The following is a 16,873-nucleotide window of genomic DNA, read 5'->3' on the forward strand; positions in this document are numbered from 1 at the left end:
TGGATTGGCTCACTGGTCATCCCGCCTTTCCGCGCCGGGGAGCTCCGGAACCTGAAGCTTCTTCACCCAGGCGCCGTTCTTCATGTAGCCGAATTCCTCCAGCTTTTTCGCGAGCTCGCGATTGGTCAAGATCGTCGCGTCCTCGATGGCGCGCCGCGGATTGACGCCATTGAACACGATTTTGTTCCAGGCGTCGCTGAGCTGCCGCTCGAGCATATAATCGCCCGGAATATGCGGCGTATCCTTCAGCCACTTCCACTGTTCCCGCACGACCTTGATATCGTCGGCCGGCCAGGCCATCTCCTGAAAGGCATCCAAGTTTGCCGTGTTCCACATGAAGGTCGGCCCGTAGATCGTCTGCATCCGGTTGCCGAACTGCTCCTGCGTCGCGGCGGAGGTCCACCATTTCAACAGTTCCCACGCTTGCTGCTGCTTCGTGCTGTTCTTGAAGATCATCGACGTCTGCGCCGTTCCCGCCGCCCATCGTTCCACCGTGCCGTCTTCGTTCTTCACGCCGGGCATCGGCGCGATTTTCCACAAGCCGCTGATTTCCGGGGCCGCCGACGTCAGCTGGACGTACGTCGTGAAATTCGAGATGCCGATCGGCAAGCTGCCGTCGCGGAAGTGGTTATAAAAGTTCGGCACGTTGAGCGGCAGATTGTAGACGGTGAACAGGTCGGTCATTTCCTTGATGCCCGCGATCGCCTGCTCGCTGTCTATGGCCGTCTTGCCGCCGTCTTCCGAGAAAAGTTCGCCGCCGTGCTGGAAGATGAACGGCGACGTGAGCCAGATCTGCTTGTTGCCGCCGGTCTGCGCGAGCGGATCGTAGAAGTTCAAGCCGTACCGCTGCAGCTCCGGGAGCAGCTTCTTCACGTCGTCCATCGTGTCCGGTACCGGCAAATGAAGGGCGTCCATGATGTCCTTGCGATAGAACAGCACCCAGAAATCCTGGGTTTCCGGCAGCGCGTACGTCCCGCCGTCGAACTGGTACGGCGGCATCGTCCCCGGGGAGAACCGCTTCATGACGTCCTCGAAGTCCGGGAACTGCCGCAGATCGGTCAGCGTCCCGCGCGCCGCGAGGTTGAACGGGGTCGTCGTGTTGATCGAGAGCGCGGCATCGGGCGAATTGCCCGCGGCGTTCGCGAGGATGAGCTTGGTCTCGTCAGGCATGAGGGAGAACGACACCTTGATGCCCGTCCGCTTCGTGAAGTCTTCGTTCGCCATCTGCTGCATCGCCATCACGTATTGGCGCGGACGGTTGACCCAGACTTGCAGCGCGTCGTTTCCGTTATCGTTGATTTTGCCGTAATCCTTCGTGAAGGAGCCGAAGAACACGGAGAGGTACGATTTCGCCCGGTCGAAGAAGCTTGCCTTCGCGGACGGAAGCGCCTTGCCCGAGTAGACGTAGAACCGGTCGAGCGTCAGCGGCTGGTTCGGCAGTTTCGCCAGCGTCTTGCCGAGCAGCTGCATGACGGAATTGGAGCCTCCGGACAGCTGGTCGGTCTTGTACGGGATTTCGTTCGGGTCCTTGGCGAGCGCGCGCAAAACGCGCGCGGAGATGACGAGCGATTTCGACGCGTCCGTCGTCTTGCCGACGAGCGCCATCAGCTCGGCGTTGCGCTTCTCAAGCAGATCGGCGTACCGCGACAGCCGCTCGGGCGCGTCCGGGATTTGGTCCGTCAGGTCCCAGTCCCGGTTCGCGTCCTGCCCGTTGCCCGTCGCCATCTTCAGCTCGATGATGAAGTCGTTGACGCCCTGCATCGCATCCTGAATCGCGCGGATCGTATCGCGGTACGGCGCATCGTCGGCGGTCAGCGTCAGCGTGTGCTCGCCCTTCGTCAGACGGAACCGGTACGGCTCGCCGTCCTTGCCCGACGCCGCCCGGTTGGTCCAGCCGTCCGCGTACGGGAACGCGACCTCGAGCGCTTCCCGGAACGGCACGGCGCCATCGAGGCGGAGCGAACGGTACACGGGCATGTCGGTGCCCGATTCGCTCGTGATCGGGTCCTGCTTATACTTGAACGCGAGACGGTAATCGCCGTCCTCCGGCACCCGGAACGTCCACGTCACGCTTTGCCCGCCGACCTGCCAGGAGTCGCCGCCGAGCGCGTTCAGGCGCAGCCGCTTGCTGCTGAACGGCACCGCGGACGGGTTGCCGTCCGCTTGGGCGCGAATGAACGGCTCGTTCTTCATCGCGATGTCCTCCGCTTCCACCGCGCCCAGGTACGCGGGCGCCTCGGTCCCGGACGCGCCGCGATAATCGGCGTAGGCCGGAAGCGGCGACGCGCTTTCGACGGCGACGTTCCCGAGCAGCGCCGGCTCGCTGACGAACGACAGCGCCACGACGTTGTCGCCCGCGCGAAACCGGAACAGCAGCGGCAGATCGTCCGCCGACGCCGGCGCCTGCACGTCCTGCGAGCGCCAGCCCGGCAGCATGACCTGATCCGGCAGCACGTCGTTGCCGAGCAAATCCTGCGCGAACGGATAGGCGCCGTTTTTCCAAAACTTCGGCAGCTCGAACTGCCGTGCCTGAAAATACGGGTAAGCTCCGTTAATCCGGATGCCGCGCTGGATGTCGATCACCTTGTCCGACAGCGGATAATAATCCAATCTCACCTGATAGAGCCCTTCCTGCGGCACCCGGACATGAAACGCGACCTCGGACGTCCCCTCGTCCCACCGAAAAACCGGCGCGCCGTAGCCTTTGCCGTCCGCCGCGGACGTCAGCGGCGCCTTGCTTCCGCCGACGGTGAACGCCTCCGGCGCCACCTCCGCGCGGAATCCGGCGACTTCGCGCACGCCGTCCGCGCGCCACCGCTTCAGAACGTCCGCGTAATCGTCGCCGACGATCGGCCTGGCGCCTTCCTCCTGCTGCCGCGGCCCGTCCTGCCCGCCAGGCTGCGCGGTCTCGGGGCCGCCCTTCGAGGGACCGCCGAACAGGGCATCGAGCACGTCCGAGTTGTCGGTGTCCGCTTGTCCGCCCGCGCCGCTCCCGTTTCCGTCGTCCGCGTAAGCCTTGGACGGGAACGCCGGCGCGCCGGGCGAGGCGGCGACGCCGGACAGCGTCGCCGCGATCAACATGACGGCTGCAAGCCTTCTTTTCATGTGCGTGCTCCTTTACTGCCAAATGATAGGCTCCTTCCTCACGCGTCGCGCGAAAGAAAGGAGCCGGCCTCGCGGTTACTTCGTCGCCGCGTCGATTTGCGTTTTGTTCTTGTCGAAGATCGCCGTCGCTTTTTGCTGAATGTCCTTCGCGACGTCTTCCGGCTTCACTTTGAGCGTCACGAGGTCCTTCTTCGTATCGTACGGGTTCAATACTTTATCGATGATCTCCGCGTCTCCCGGCAGCCACTTGTAGCCGTCGACGAAGCCCTCGCCGATCATGGAGATGACGTCCTTGATGCCCGGCGCCGTGAACGTCGTCTTCAGGTACGCGTCCCAAACGTCGCGGTCGTTGACCAGCGGCATCGTCTGGATCGGCTTCTCGATTTCGTTGATGCGCTGCATCCAGCCGTCCTTCGAGAACGTCAGCCATTTGATGAATTCGTACGCTTCCTTCGGATGCTTCGTGTTCGCCGCCATGCCGACGTAGTCCGTCACGATCGGCACGCGCTGGCCCTTGTCGGCCGGCAGCGGCAGGAAGTCCCACTTGAATTTCGCGTTCTTCGCGAGGTCGGCGAACGCCCAGTTGGCGTCGATCTTCATGCCGACCTTGCCGGCCACGAAGCCGCTTTTGTCCTTGCCGTACCACTTGTCCTGCTCCGCGCGCTCGTACAGGTCCACCGACGTTTTGTCGTTGTACACGATGTTGTTGATCCAATGAATCGCGTCGGAGAACGCCGGATTGTCGAAGTTGAACTTCGTGCCGTCGTAGGTCAGCCAGCCGAGCGACGGGTCGAACTGCGGCACGAACGCTTCGCGGGCGCCGACGATGTTCTCCACGCCGAACTGGCGGTCGCTTACCTTCGTCAGCTTCTTCGCGATGTCTTCGAACTCTTTCGTCGTCCAGTTTTTCTTCGGAAGCGGCACGTTTTCTTTGTTGAACAGGTCCTCGTTGATGAGCACGCCCGTCATGAACATTTGATGCGGCAGCATGTACTGTTTGCCGTTGTACTGCCCCGTCTCGCTCAAGTTGCTGAAAATCTTGTCCGGACTGTAGTCCGAATCCGCGTCCAGGTACGGTTTCATGTCCGCGAGCCAGCCGTTCGCCACGTCCGCCGGCCCGTTGAACACGAAGAACACGTCCGGAAGCTTGCCCGCCGCGGCCGCCGCGCCAAGTTTCTCGTCCCACGGCCAGGTGACGGATTTGTCGATTTCGATTTTGATGTTCGGATGGGATTTCATGAAGGCGTCGATCTTCTTTTGCTCGACGACGGGATCGCTCCACGTCGCGAACTTCAGCGTGACGGGCTCGCCCGAAGCGCCGCCGCCCGCATCCGCGTTCGTACCGGCATTCCCCGCCGTGCCGGCGTTCGCATTGCCGGCGTCGTCGCCGGCGGCATTGGCGCCGTTCGCGGCATTGGCGCCGTTCGCGGCGTTTTCGCCCGAATTCGCGGCATTTCCCCCCGTATTCGCGACATTGCCGCCGTTCGCGTTGCCGCCGCAGCCGGCCAACATGCCTGCCAGCAGAACGGTCGTGAGCATCGTGCCAACCGATTTTTTCATCGCCGTTTCCCCCTGTTATCGCGGGCATTCGCTGCCCGATAATGGTTAATTCGCCTGCCGGCATGCCGGCAGCCAAAATGTAAGCGCAATCATTCTTGGCAATAACGGGCCCTCGCCGGTCGCGCCGGCGCCCGTTAGTCCCTCACGGACCGTGATTTAATTCGAAACCGTCTTCTTCAGCCGTATGCCGCACGACTCCCGAACGACAAGCTCGGTGTCGAGCATGATTTTCTTGGGCTCGTCCAGACCGTCGAGCAGGGCTTGAAAAATCGTGTGCGTCACGATGGAGCCCCATTCGCGCATCGGATGCTTGATCGTCGTCAACGCGGGACGGACATACGACGATATCCGAAGATCGTCGAAGCCCACGATCGCGACGTCTTCCGGAACCTTGTAGCCGGCCTCCGTCAGCGCCTGAATGCACCCGATCGCCATCTCGTCGTTGGCGGAGAAAATCGCTTCCGGCACCTTGCCGCTCATGATCAACGACCGGGTTGCTTGATACCCGCCTTGCTCGGTGAAATGCCCTTGGGCCGTGTACGCGATCTGGAACGGCAGCCCCGCGTCCTCGAGCGCGCTTTTATAGCCTTCGAACCGCTTCTGGTTGTTGTAGGAATTCACGCCTCCGCTGAGGTATCCGATCGTCCGGTAGCCAAGTCCGGCCAGATGCTTGGTCGCGTTATACGCGCCCTGCACGTTGTTAATCAAGACCTGGTGCACGTGATCCGCCTTCAATTCCCGGTCCATCACCGCGATCGGAAAGGATCTGGAGGCCATCTGCACGAGCAGCTCGTCCGGAATCGTCGGACCGAAAACGACGGCGGCGTCGAACAGCTTCTCCTGAAGGAAGCGGCTCGACGAATCGTTGCCGGTGCTGCATGCGATGAGATCGTAGCCGTTCGATTCGACGACCTCCTGGAGCCCTTCGATGACCGAGCTGAAGAACGGACCGCCGAAACCCGTCACGAACAGCGCGATCGTCTCGGTCTTTCGGCGCTTGAGGTTCCGTGCCGTCGCGTTCGGGCGGTAATTCAGCGCGTCGACGACGGACAGCACCTTTTGTCTCGTTTGCTCGCTGACCCGCGGGTCGTTGTTCAGCACGTACGACACCGTCGCTACGGAGACGCCGGCTTGTTTCGCGACATCTTTAATCGTAGACATGGATGCCCCCTCTCGAGCCTCTTTCTATTCTCTAGCTGATTTTTGAAACGTTTCAAATTACAATATTTACTATAGCCCAACAGTAAAGCGATTACAATACCGAATTTGGGTAAATTTTCTTTAATTTTTAGGAGGAATTCAGGAAGGTTAGAGACGAAAGAGAATCTTTATCGAAACGATTAAAATACGTAAGCAGCCTAATTTTGCCCGCCATGCGACCTCTTCGGATGCCACACCGGGGCTGAACGATTAGGGGAAGTGATGGGCGATTGCCCTTGTTACGAATACAAGGCGGCGATCTGCTGAGGACTCCTTGCGGAGCTCGAGCTGGCGAGAAACCCGGGGTAAACTGCGGTTTCGATCCTAGTGACGCGGGGCCGCCCGCCAAGATCCTGGGCCGAACGGCTAAAGCGGTGTTCTGGCGATGATTAATGGACCAATGCCGAAAACGCTTGGCCATGCGGGCTGTTGCGGAAGTCCGGGACCGACCATCGGCCGAGCGAAAACCTTGCCCGTGCGGACTGTTGCGCGGCCACGGCAGACGATTAGAGACGCTGGGGCTACCCTCGCGGTTAGCGAAAGCCGCTTAGGGACCCGCTCTCCGGTTCCGCTCAAAGCCAAGCGGACATGAGATTCGCTATCGTTGGTTGTATGCGCTCTTTTAGCGGTTCGCGGACACAGGAAACGCTATTCGCTCCAAAAACCCATCCGATGCGGTCCCGAGCATCGGATAGCGGAACGTATGGCCGCCTAAATCGGATTAACCGCTCCGGGACGTAAATAACGGCAATGGTGTCCGCTTCCCGGCGAGCCGTCCGCCCCGCCGAGGAGCGGTCCGACTTTGCGCCGAGAAGCGTTCGCCCGTTTGGAGAGAAGCGGTCCGTCCGTTTCGCCGGAAACCTCTCCCTGCGCCGACGAAAGCGCCCCGAAACGCACCAAAGCCGCCGAAGAAACTTCGGCAGCTTTGGCTAAATGATAGCGGCACGTGTCGCCGGTTTGCGGCAGACAAGAGACCGTGCGCTTCTTAGTGAGGCAGCTCGACCGACACTTCACGGCGGGCTTCCGCCGAGCGGAGCACCCCGTCGATGATCGCCTGCTGGATGAGGATCTGGTCGCCCGGGATCGGAGCCGGACGGCCGTCGCGCAGCGCTTCGGCGAAATCGTGCACCTTTTGGTCGAACAGGTTCATTTTATGCTCGATGATCGGAATCGGCGTCGACGTGTGGGCGCCGAACTCGTCATGATACAGCGTGATGGAGCCGACCGAGCCGTCCCATACGCCCGACCACGGGCCGATGCCCGCCGGCGTCACCTTCAGGCCGGCGTCCGTGCCGAGGAACATCGTCGCGCCGAGCGTGTCCATGTGCATCGCCCAGGAGATTTTGAACTGCAGCACGAGGTCGTTCTCGAAGCGGACCATCGCCACGCCGAAGTCTTCGACCTCGAACTTGCTCGATTCCGGATGGTACAGCGCGTTGGAGCCGAAGTGGTTCGACGTGAACGCCGAGACCGTCAGCGGGCGCGGGTAACCCAGCGTGTTCAGCGCCATGTCGAGCGAGTAGCAGCCGATGTCCGCCATCGCGCCTGCGCCGGCGAGCGTCTTGCTGATGAACGTTCCGCCCGGCATGCCGCGGCGGCGTCCGCCGCCCGTCTCGACGTAGTACACGTTGCCGAGGCGTCCGGATTGCACGATTTTTTGCAGCAGCTTCATGTTCGGGTCGTAGCGCGGCTGGAAGCCCAGCGTCAGCATTTTGCCGCTTTCCTTCGCCGCTTGCGTCATCTCGATGCCTTCCTGAAGCGTGACGGACATCGGCTTCTCGAGCAGCACGTTCTTGCCCGCGCGCAGCGAGTCGACCGTCGTAATATGGTGGGATACGTTCGGCGTGCAGATGCTGACGCCGTCCAGCTCCATGCGGAGCAGCTCGGTATGGGTGTCGAACGCCGCCGCTTCCGTCAGCTCGTTCGCTTGGGCGAAGGCCGACGCCTTGCCCGGAATGACGTCCGCGACGCCGACGATGTCGACGTAAGGCAGCTTTTTGTACGCGGAGACGTGGGCTCTCGCGATGCCCCCGGTTCCGATGATCCCGATACGCAGGTTTTTGCTCATGATCCGATCCTTCTTTCTAGGAATGAGTAGTATGATCACTAACTGGCCATTTTCGCGATACACCTTGACCTTAGCATATCGGCGAAGCGAAGTTTACTTCAAATTGATGTCACCGGCGTGCGAATTTGCGACAGGCGGCGGACGAGCGCCGGCGAGCCGGCGGCGTTACGGCCGGACCGAGGTGCCGTCCGGCGTGCGGGCGAGCGTCCAGGCCGGCAGACGGTTGTCGCACGGATATTCGGCCGCCTTCTTCTCGTCGATGTCGATGCCGAGGCCGGGTGCTTCGTTCACGTACGCGTAGCCGTTCCGCAGCTCGGGACAGCCCGGGAACACCTCCCGGATCCGGTCGGTTAAGCCGTACCATTCCTGGACGCCGAAATTGATCGAGCTGACGTCGAGATGCAGGTTGGCCGCATGGCCGACCGGCGAGACGTCGCCCGGGCCGTGCCAAGCGGTGCGCACGCTGAACGCCTCGCACAGGGACGCGAGCTTCTTCGCGGGCGTCAAGCCGCCGATCGCGCTGATATGGCAGCGGATGAAGTCGATGAGCCGGTTCGCGATCAGCGGCGTCCATTCGCGCGGATGCGTGAACAGCTCGCCCATGGCGATCGGCGTCGCCGTCTGGGCGCGCAGCGTCTCGAACCAGTCGAGCTGCTCCGGCGCGAGCGGGTCTTCCAGGAAGAACAGCCGGTACGGCTCCAGCTCGCGGGCCAGCCGGACCGCTTCGATCGGCACGAGCCGCTCGTGGATGTCGTGCAGCAGCTCGACTTCCTCGCCGACCGCGCCGCGGATATGCGCGAACAGGCGGGGAACGCTCCGCATATACGCCTTCGGGTCGAAATACGCGCCCGGCAGCGGCTGCTCCGGCTGATGCAGCTTATGGTCCCGTCCCCCGTAGCCGCCCATCTGGCAGCGGATGTAATGGATGCCCTGCTCCATGTACTTGCGCACGTTCTCTTCCACTTCGCGCTCGTCCCGGCCGTCGGCGTGGCGGTAGATCGCCGCGCCTTCGCGGCATTTGCCCCCGAGCAGCTGGTACACCGGCAGTCCGGCGAGCTTTCCTTTGATGTCCCACAAGGCCATGTCGACCCCGGACAGCGCGTTGTTCAGGACCGGGCCGTTGCGCCAGTACGAGCTGACCATCGCGGTCTGCCAAATGTCCTCGATGCGCTGCGGATCCTTGCCGATCAGGAACGGCTTCAAGTATTCCTCGATCGCCGTCGCGACCGCCAGGTACCGCTGCGTAAACGTCGCGCAGCCTAGCCCGTACAGCCCGGGCTCGGACGTTTCGATCTTCACCACGACGAGATTGATGCCCTCCGGCGCCGTCAAAATGGTCTTGACGTCGCGAATCGTCACGTTCGCCATCGTCTATCCCTCTCCCTCATGCGCAAAATGGTGCTGCCTCACGCGTTCCATCCCGGACTGCCGCCGCGTTCCGGCATGCCGGGCAAAATCAGTCCTCCGTCGACGCGGATCGCGGCGCCGGTGACGTAGCTCGCTTCCTCCGAAGCGAGCCAGGCGACGGCTTCGGCGATGTCCGCCGGCCGTCCCATGCGGCCGAGCGGGATCTTGCCGCCGAGCTCGGCGTAGCCCGGTTCCCAGCGCGGATCTTCGCGCACCGCGGTCGCGCCCGGCGCGACGCAGTTGACGCGGATGCCGCGCGGGGCGAGATCGAGCGCGGCCGACTGCGAGGCGCGCGTCAGCGCCGCTTTGAGGCCGCCGTAGACGGCGTCGCCCGGATAAGCGCGTTCGGCCCGCGACGACGTGATGTTGACGATCGCGCCCCGGGCGCCGCGCGCCGTCATCCCCTTCGCGACCGCGTGCATCAGCACCATCGGCGCGCGGAAATTGATCGCGTAGACCCGGTCCATCTCCGCGGGGTCGAGCTCGGTTATCGGCTTGAACCGCACCAAGCCCGCGTTGTTCACCAGCACGTCGAGGCCGCCGAGCGTCTCCTCCGCGAACGCGGCGAGCCGGGCCGGCATGTCCGGCTCCGCCAAATCGCCCTGAAACACATGGCAGGCACGGCCGTATTCCCGCCGGATGCGTTCGGCCGTCTCTTCCGCCTCCGCCGGCTCCGCGTAATGGCCGATGGCGAGATCGTAGCCGCGGGCCGCCAGCAGCAGCGCGACGCCTCTGCCGATGCCCATGCTCGCCCCCGTGACCAGCGCCGTCCGGTTTCGTTCCGATTGCCCCATGCTTCATCCTCCTGTTCGACGTCGAACGCGCCGGGCTTGTCCGCCCGGCCGCTGAAAGCCCTTACAGATTTGGATTGCCGCCTTCGATTTCCCGTCGTCCGAGCCGCCCTCCTGCCGTTATCGCACGCTGCCGCCGCCGGACGACCTTCCTCGCCTCCCTGTTATTCATTCGCATTCCGTCAGGCATTTCCTGCACGCCCGGGAGAAAAGAACCGCCGGCAGCGCCAGGCTTCGTCCCGCTCCATGAACAAACGTCCCTTTGCGCATGGCAAAGGGACGTTGCGAAGGGCGACGACGCAGCCGCCGGCGCCGCGATGAGAAATGAACGCCGCGCGACAAGCCGCCTCCCGGCTAGCCCCAACCGGGGATGCCGCTGTTTTGCAAGCCGGCGTTCGGGAAACCGCCGCCGAACGGACCTGTTCCCGCTCCGGGGATACCGCTTCCGAACGCGCCGCCTTGGCCGCCGGGGAGCCCGCCGCCGAACGGACCGCCCGGGACGCCCATTCCCGGAAAGCCGCCTCCGAAGCCGGCGCCCGGGGCACCGGGGAATCCCCCTCCGCCGAACCCTTGACCCGGGAGCCCGCCGCCGAACGAAGCGCCCGGAACGCCCATTCCCGGAAATCCGCTTCCGAAGCCGGCGCCCGGGGCGCCGGGGAAGCCCCCTCCGCCGAACCCTTGACCCGGCATGCCGCCGCCGAACGCGCCGCCCGGAACGCCCATCCCCGGAAACCCGCTTCCGAAGCCGGCGCCCGGGGCGCCGGGGAAGCCCCCTCCGCCGAACGCCCCGAAGCCTTGACCCGGAAACCCGCCGAGGCCGCCTCCTTGGCCGCCTCCCGGGAATCCCCCTCCCGGAAACCCGCCGCCGAACATGCCTCCGCCCTGCCCTTGGAAGCCGCCGCCCGGTCCGCCGCCGGGAAATCCCCCGCCGAAACCGCCGGGGAATCCGCCGCCGAACGCGCCGAAGCCCTGCCCTTGGCCGCCGCCGAAGCCGCCGCCTGGGAATCCGCCGCCCGGCATGCCGCCGAACAGGCCGCCCTTCGAGCCGCCTCCAAACATGGATCCGAACATTCCGCCCTTCGGATAGCCGCTTAGCATGCTGCCCAGAAGTCCGCCTTTGGAGCCGCCGCCGAGCATGCTGCCCAGAAGTCCGCCTTTGCCGCCCCCTCCCAGCATGCCGCCCAACAAACCGCCGCCCCCCAGCATGCTCCCGAGCGCGCCTCCGCCCGGAAACCCGCCTCCGAGCAAGCCGCGTTGAATCGCGCGCACATGTGGCGGCAACGTATCGAATGTCATATGCTTGTTCCTCCGATAGCAAAATGTCTACTCCGATATCCTATGCCCGACCCGCGAACCGCGACACTCGCCCAACCCAACCGCCATTTATTCCCGGTTTGGACGCGGCCGGAACTCCAGGGCCCGTCCGTTTCGTTATTACATTGTACGCGGCGGCCGGACGGACCTCCCGGGTCTTCGGCTCTTTGAGCCGATCCGCCCGCATCCGCCATGGCCGCGCGAAGGATATTACAACTTATTTACAACCTGGTGACAGGTTGCTGTACATTTTCCTCTATTATCGAGAGAACAAAGAATAGCGGCGAGGTATCGGAATGAAAAAACTCATCATCATCGAAGACGACCCGGCGATTTCCGATCTGATCCGGCTGAATCTGGAGTTGGCCGGTTACGAGTGCCGGCAGGCGTACAGCGGGCAAGAGGCGCAGCGCGCGCTGGCGGAGTTTGCGCCCGATCTGGCGCTGCTGGATATCGCGCTCCCCGACATGGAGGGGTACGAGCTGCTCGACCGGTTCAAGCACGGCGAAGTGCCGGTCATTTTCCTGACGGCCCGGAACGCCTTGGCCGATCGGGTGAAAGGCCTGAGAATGGGAGCCGACGACTACATCGTCAAGCCGTTCGAAGCGATGGAGCTGCTCGCCAGAATCGAGGCGGTGCTGCGCCGGTACGGCAGGACAAGCGACCGGACGGACATCGGGGGACTCCAAATCCACCTGGCGGAGCGCACGGTCAAGCGCGACGGCGTCCCCGTCGAATTGACGATGAAGGAATACGAGCTGTTCTGGCTCCTCCTCAACAACCGCAACAAAGCCCTGTCCCGGGACAAGATCCTGGAGCTCGTCTGGGGCTACGAATATCTCGGCGAGACGAGGACCGTCGACATTCATATTCAGAAGATCCGCAAGAAGCTGGGCTGGGAAGACCGGATCAAAACCGTCTACAAATTCGGTTACCGGCTCGAGGTTTCCCCATGAAGCTCTGGCAAAAGGTGTTTTGGTGCACCTTCCTCCTGTTCGAGCTGCTGTACAACGCCTCTTCCTTCTACTTGATCCGGCATAATTTCAACCGAAACCTGGTCCGGGAGGTCGATCGCGGGCTGGCGGACCAGCAGCTCATCGCCGCTCAGATCGAGACGGACTGGTCGTATATCGCCAATTTGAATCAGCTTCTGCATGGCGCCGAAGAAGACCCCGGCGACTTTCTGAACCGCAACGCGCCGAAGTACCTGAAGTCCTTCGATCCCGGCAGCGTATCCATCGAAATCAAGGACGACCGGGGTCGAACGGTTTTCACCGATTTCCCGGGCGCGATCGCCGGCCCGAGACCCGAGCTGGCCATCGGGCATCCCGCCGACCGCAACTACATCATCCGGAGCATCGGCCCGAAGAGCGTCTTGTTCGTCTCCGGGGCGCTCGACTTGGGCGGCCGCGGCTTCAAGCTCACGTACTTGCTGGATTTGACGAGCCTTTACGCGGATAAGCACGCGCAGATCCGCAATTTCATCCGGCTCAATCTCGTCATCGCCGTCGTGCTCGCCGCCGGCCTGTACGGCCTCATCTGGTTCCTCACCCGCTCCGTCCGCCTGCTCGGCGAATCCGCGCGGACGATCGCTTCGGGCCGGTACGCGCATCGCGTCGCCGTGCTGTCCAAGGACGAGATCGGCCTGCTCGCGGAACAGTTCAACACGATGGCCGCGGCGGTCGAGGAGAACGTCCGCGCGCTGGAGACGGCCGCCGAGAACAAACAGCGGTTCATCCACTACTTGACGCATGAATTGAAGACGCCGCTCACGTCGATCATCGGCTACGCCGACCTGCTCCGCGCGACGACGTTCAACGAGGACGTGTTTTACCGGTCCCTGAACTATATTTACGGCGAAGGCAAACGGCTGGAGAGCCTCGCGTTCAAGCTCATGGACCTCATCCTCGTCGAAAATCGCCTGCCTGGCCTGAACGTCGGGGAGATCCGCCCGCTGTTCGAAGAGACGGCGCAATTGATGAAGCCGCAGCTGGACAAGGCCCGGGTGAACCTGTCCCTGTCCGCGGAAGCCGCGAGCCTGCCGATGGAACGGGATTTGCTCCATATCCTGTGCACGAACCTGATCGACAACGCCGTGAAAGCCTCGCAAGCCGGAAGCGGCATCGGATTGCGCGGGTACCGGTCGGAAGGCGGCCGCTACGTCATCGAAGTGCGGGACGAGGGAATCGGAATCCCCAAACCGGATATCCCGAACGTCTTCGAGCCGTTTTACACGGCCGACCGGGCCCGTTCGTGGACGAGCCGCGGCGCCGGCTTGGGCCTGGCGATCTGTTCCGAAATCGTCCGGCTGCACGAGGGCGAGCTGAGCATCCGAAGCCGCCCGGGCGAAGGCACCGTCGTCCGCGTCAGCTTGCCCGGAGCATACAACTAATTTACAACTTGCCGATCCTGCTGAAATATCGCGCTTCTATACTGAAGGTGCGAGTCGGAACTGCGCAGTCCGCTCCGCAAATCCCCTATCCGGAGGTCATCCTATGAAACTTCTCGAAGCAGTCAAAAGCAAACGAATCGCCGGCACGCTCCTGGCGTCGGCGCTGGTCATCGGCAGCTTGGGCACCATTACCGCCTTCGCGGCAAGCGGCGGCGACGCGATTCCGAAGAACACGGTCATGACGGCGTCCGCGCCGGCCGACGCGCCGGCAGCGGCGGACGCCGCCCAAGGTACGATCCAATACGGGAAGACCGTGTATTCGACGACCAACGGCAGCCAGAACTTTACCATGGAGCACTGGTACGATCCGCAAACGAAGGATTACCGGTCGGACGTGCAGGAGTATTCGGCCGATCATCGGCTTCTCAGCTATCGCAGCACCTACTTCCTGAACGGCCGCAGCGAGCTGGTCGTGATTCAGCGGAACCAAAACGGCGATCCGGTCAGCGGCAAGCTGCTCAAGCGGGCCGACGATGCGAAGCCGTTCGAGCCGCTCGATCAGAAGAGCCTGGATTTCAGCGCCGTCAAGCAAACGTACCAAGCTTCCTACTGGACTTCGGTCGGCACCGGGCAAACGGAAGACGGGAAGACGCTGAACAAGCTCATGAACAGCTATCAGTCCACGCTCGACGACGGCACGCAGGCCAATATGCAATACATCGTGTACCTCGATCCGCAATCCGGCTTCCCGGTCAAGGACGAGCTGTACGAGGACTCCACCGGGACGTACAAGCTTTTCAGCTCCGAGACGGAAGACTACCGGTACGTCCCGGCCGACGATTCCGTCTTCAATACCGGCGGCGTAACGCTCGCGCCGGTCAAAACGTCCGACGAGATGTACGCCAAGTAATCGTTCTTCGAGCCAAAGCCGCGCATCAGTTCCGCTAGCATTAGGTTCCTAACGCGGAAAAGCGAATCGCCCCCACCGTACGGTGGGGGCGATTCGTCGTTCGCGGCCGGCTGCTCTTCCTCCGGGCGCTTCCATCGCGGTCAATCGCGCGCGATTTTCCGGTACAGCTTGTTCTCCCAGCCCGCCTCGTCCGCCGGATGGCCGTGCCCGAGCCAGACGTCCATCGTGCCGCGGGAACGGTTATTCCAGTACGGATACGGAATGGCCGTCAGCGGGCGGCCGTTCGCGTCCGCCGTCCGGACGAGGACGGCGCCGCCCAAGAACGCGGGATCATGCTCCGTCTCGAAGACGGGGACGTCCGGCAGCCTGCGGTTCAGGCGCGCGTCCTTGTCCAACGCTTCGCGCGCGTAGCGCACCGTTTCGCCCTCGTACCTTTCGTTGTCCGTCGACTCCAGGCAGTACAGCATCGGCCCCCGGCGGATGGCCGCGCGGTTCGCGTGCGTCGTCACCTTCGGGTGCGCCTCGATCAAATCCACGGACAGCTCGAGGTCGAGGCGAACGACGTCGTCCGCGCCCCACGTCCGATCGAGGACGGCATAGCCGTTCGCCAGCTCATGGACGGCTGCCTGGCCGTTGACGGTAAGCGCGTACCGCTCGCACCATTCGGGAATCCGGACGCGCACGGCAAAGCGCGCCTCTCGTTCCGGCAGGACCGCGATGCCGACGGATCCCGTCCACGGGTAGCCGGTCTGCTGCTTCAGCCGGACCGGCACGTCCCCGATCGCGAATTCGCCCTCGCTCGCGACGAACAGATTGACGTACGCGCCCTTGCCGTCGTACGCGTAGACGTACGAAGCGATTTCCGGCAGCAGCTTCAGGATCATCGGCGGGCAGCACGGGCATGGATGCCACTCCCACCGGTTATGCCCGCCGTCGCTGACGAGCGGGTTCTCGTAGAAATATTTGTGTCCGTCCAAGGACCGACCGGCCAGCACGATATTGTAGAGAATCGTCTCCAGCTTGTCGATGTAGCGGCTTTCCCCCGTCGCGAGGAACAGGTTCCAGCTGAAGAAGCCCATGCCGGCGGCCGCGCACGTCTCCAGGTAGCCGTTGTCGGGCAGCTCGTACGCGCCGCCGAATTTCTCGTCGTGATGAATGGCGCCGACGCCGCCGGTAATATGCGACTTGCGATAGGCGATGTCGTCCCATAGCGTTTTGGCCGTCCCGAGATACGCCGCTTCGCCGGTCGACAGGTACAGCGCGGTAAGCCCCGCGTACAGGAGCGTCGCGCGCACCGCGTGCCCGACCGCTTCGGCCTGCTCCAGGACCGGCTTGTGGTCCTGGGCATATTCGCCGTCGTGGGAGACCCTGCCTTCGTGGTTGCCCCGGTTATGAATCCAGAACGAAGCGAGCGCCAAATAATCGGCCGCCTCGAACGGCAGCTTCAGCTTCGCCGCGAGCCCCGGCTCGTCGAGCGCCAGCTGGTGCAGCTTCAGCACCGCTTCCTCCGGCAGCGAATGCGCCGGCACGATGTTGCGCTTCGGCGGAGGTCCCATCAGGCCGCTCATGTGGTTGGCGAATTTCACGGCGACGGCGAGCAGCGACGTCTTGCCCGTCGCGCGGTAATGATGGACGCCGGCTTCGATCAGGCAGCCCGCGTTGTACACGTCGTGCTGCCAGCGCAGGCTGCCGCCGTTGTCGGCCCAGCGTTGGTCCGGACGGTCGAGCAGCGTATACGTGTTCAGATAGCCGTCGCCGACGGCGTCCTGCGCGCGGGCGATCTTGGCGATGATCCCGTCGAGGCGCCGGTCGAGCGCCTCGTCCCCCCGCGCGGCGAGCAGATCCGAGATCCCGCGGATCGTCTCGTAGACGAGGCCGTCGAACCACGGCTCGCCGCTGTGGTAGCCGCCGCTCCCTTCGGCCACGAAATCGAAATTGCGCAGCGCGCCGTCGTGCTCGAACTTGTTCAGCACGTCGTGCGCGGTGACGCGCCGCAGAACCTCCAGCTTCGGAGCCCAGAACGCATCGTCGATGCGGACGGAGGCGACCGGGAGATTCAGGACCGTCTGATGCTTGTATGTCGTCGGGCGCATGTGCGCCTGCGTCGTATGGCTGAACAACGGGAA

At 63.4% G+C, this 16,873-nt stretch carries 11 protein-coding genes; 3 read left to right on the top strand and 8 right to left on the bottom strand.

Going from position 1 to position 16,873, the window contains the following annotated elements; genetic code table 11:
* Positions 1-9 precede the first annotated feature (9 nt).
* The 7 genes from I8J29_RS14205 to I8J29_RS34205 all read right to left on the bottom strand — a co-directional run bounded on the left by I8J29_RS14205 (position 10) and on the right by I8J29_RS34205 (position 11,427).
* The gene (locus I8J29_RS14205; protein ID WP_208848234.1) at positions 10-3,105 is read right to left on the bottom strand and encodes an extracellular solute-binding protein; all 3,096 of its coding nucleotides are present in this window, start codon (positions 3,103-3,105) and stop codon (positions 10-12) included.
* A 75-nt stretch (positions 3,106-3,180) separates the two neighbouring features.
* Positions 3,181-4,665 carry an extracellular solute-binding protein gene (locus tag I8J29_RS14210; RefSeq protein WP_208848235.1) on the bottom strand — a complete coding sequence of 495 codons (1,485 nt, stop codon included), beginning with the start codon at positions 4,663-4,665 and terminating at the stop codon, positions 3,181-3,183.
* A gap of 156 nt (positions 4,666-4,821) precedes the next feature.
* Entirely contained in the window at positions 4,822-5,826 is a 1,005-nt protein-coding gene (locus I8J29_RS14215; RefSeq protein ID WP_208848236.1) for a LacI family DNA-binding transcriptional regulator, read from the bottom strand.
* Between the two features lie 1,024 nt (positions 5,827-6,850).
* Positions 6,851-7,933: a Gfo/Idh/MocA family protein gene (locus tag I8J29_RS14220; protein WP_208848237.1), complete on the bottom strand. Its 1,083-nt coding sequence runs from the start codon at positions 7,931-7,933 to the stop codon at positions 6,851-6,853.
* Between the two features lie 165 nt (positions 7,934-8,098).
* Complete coding sequence (locus tag I8J29_RS14225) at positions 8,099-9,301, bottom strand: enolase C-terminal domain-like protein (RefSeq protein ID WP_208848238.1); 1,203 nt, start codon at positions 9,299-9,301, stop codon at positions 8,099-8,101.
* A gap of 38 nt (positions 9,302-9,339) precedes the next feature.
* The gene (locus I8J29_RS14230) at positions 9,340-10,134 is read right to left on the bottom strand and encodes an SDR family NAD(P)-dependent oxidoreductase (protein WP_208848239.1); all 795 of its coding nucleotides are present in this window, start codon (positions 10,132-10,134) and stop codon (positions 9,340-9,342) included.
* Positions 10,135-10,485: 351 nt separating this feature from the next.
* Complete coding sequence (locus I8J29_RS34205) at positions 10,486-11,427, bottom strand: hypothetical protein (RefSeq protein WP_276316284.1); 942 nt, start codon at positions 11,425-11,427, stop codon at positions 10,486-10,488.
* Positions 11,428-11,741: 314 nt separating this feature from the next.
* On the opposite strand from I8J29_RS34205, the gene I8J29_RS14240 reads away from it, so the two are divergent.
* The 3 genes from I8J29_RS14240 (at position 11,742) to I8J29_RS14250 (ending at position 14,747) form a co-directional block, all read left to right on the top strand.
* Positions 11,742-12,401 (top strand): response regulator transcription factor, encoded by a 660-nt coding sequence (locus I8J29_RS14240; RefSeq protein ID WP_208848240.1) that lies wholly within the window; start codon positions 11,742-11,744, stop codon positions 12,399-12,401.
* Positions 12,398-13,837: a sensor histidine kinase gene (locus tag I8J29_RS14245; protein ID WP_208848241.1), complete on the top strand. Its 1,440-nt coding sequence runs from the start codon at positions 12,398-12,400 to the stop codon at positions 13,835-13,837. The genes I8J29_RS14240 and I8J29_RS14245 overlap by 4 nt, the downstream gene beginning before the upstream one ends.
* Before the next feature lie 103 nt (positions 13,838-13,940).
* Entirely contained in the window at positions 13,941-14,747 is an 807-nt protein-coding gene (locus I8J29_RS14250) for a hypothetical protein (protein WP_208848242.1), read from the top strand.
* Positions 14,748-14,887: 140 nt separating this feature from the next.
* Here I8J29_RS14250 and I8J29_RS14255 read toward each other — a convergent pair whose 3' ends face one another.
* A complete protein-coding gene (locus I8J29_RS14255; RefSeq protein ID WP_208848243.1) occupies positions 14,888-16,867 on the bottom strand; it encodes a glycoside hydrolase family 127 protein in 1,980 nt (659 codons plus the stop codon).
* Positions 16,868-16,873 lie beyond the last annotated feature (6 nt).

It is taken from the genome of Paenibacillus artemisiicola, assembly GCF_017652985.1.
GTDB classification, from domain to species: Bacteria; Bacillota; Bacilli; order Paenibacillales; family Paenibacillaceae; genus Paenibacillus_Z; species Paenibacillus_Z artemisiicola.

Coding starts and splice junctions, on each gene's coding strand:
- I8J29_RS14205 (WP_208848234.1), bottom strand. CDS start 3,105: ATGAAAAGAAGGCTTGCAGCCGTCATGTTGATCGCGGCGACGCTGTCC.
- I8J29_RS14210 (WP_208848235.1), bottom strand. CDS start 4,665: ATGAAAAAATCGGTTGGCACGATGCTCACGACCGTTCTGCTGGCAGGC.
- I8J29_RS14215 (WP_208848236.1), bottom strand. CDS start 5,826: ATGTCTACGATTAAAGATGTCGCGAAACAAGCCGGCGTCTCCGTAGCG.
- I8J29_RS14220 (WP_208848237.1), bottom strand. CDS start 7,933: ATGAGCAAAAACCTGCGTATCGGGATCATCGGAACCGGGGGCATCGCG.
- I8J29_RS14225 (WP_208848238.1), bottom strand. CDS start 9,301: ATGGCGAACGTGACGATTCGCGACGTCAAGACCATTTTGACGGCGCCG.
- I8J29_RS14230 (WP_208848239.1), bottom strand. CDS start 10,134: ATGGGGCAATCGGAACGAAACCGGACGGCGCTGGTCACGGGGGCGAGC.
- I8J29_RS34205 (WP_276316284.1), bottom strand. CDS start 11,427: ATGACATTCGATACGTTGCCGCCACATGTGCGCGCGATTCAACGCGGC.
- I8J29_RS14240 (WP_208848240.1), top strand. CDS start 11,742: ATGAAAAAACTCATCATCATCGAAGACGACCCGGCGATTTCCGATCTG.
- I8J29_RS14245 (WP_208848241.1), top strand. CDS start 12,398: ATGAAGCTCTGGCAAAAGGTGTTTTGGTGCACCTTCCTCCTGTTCGAG.
- I8J29_RS14250 (WP_208848242.1), top strand. CDS start 13,941: ATGAAACTTCTCGAAGCAGTCAAAAGCAAACGAATCGCCGGCACGCTC.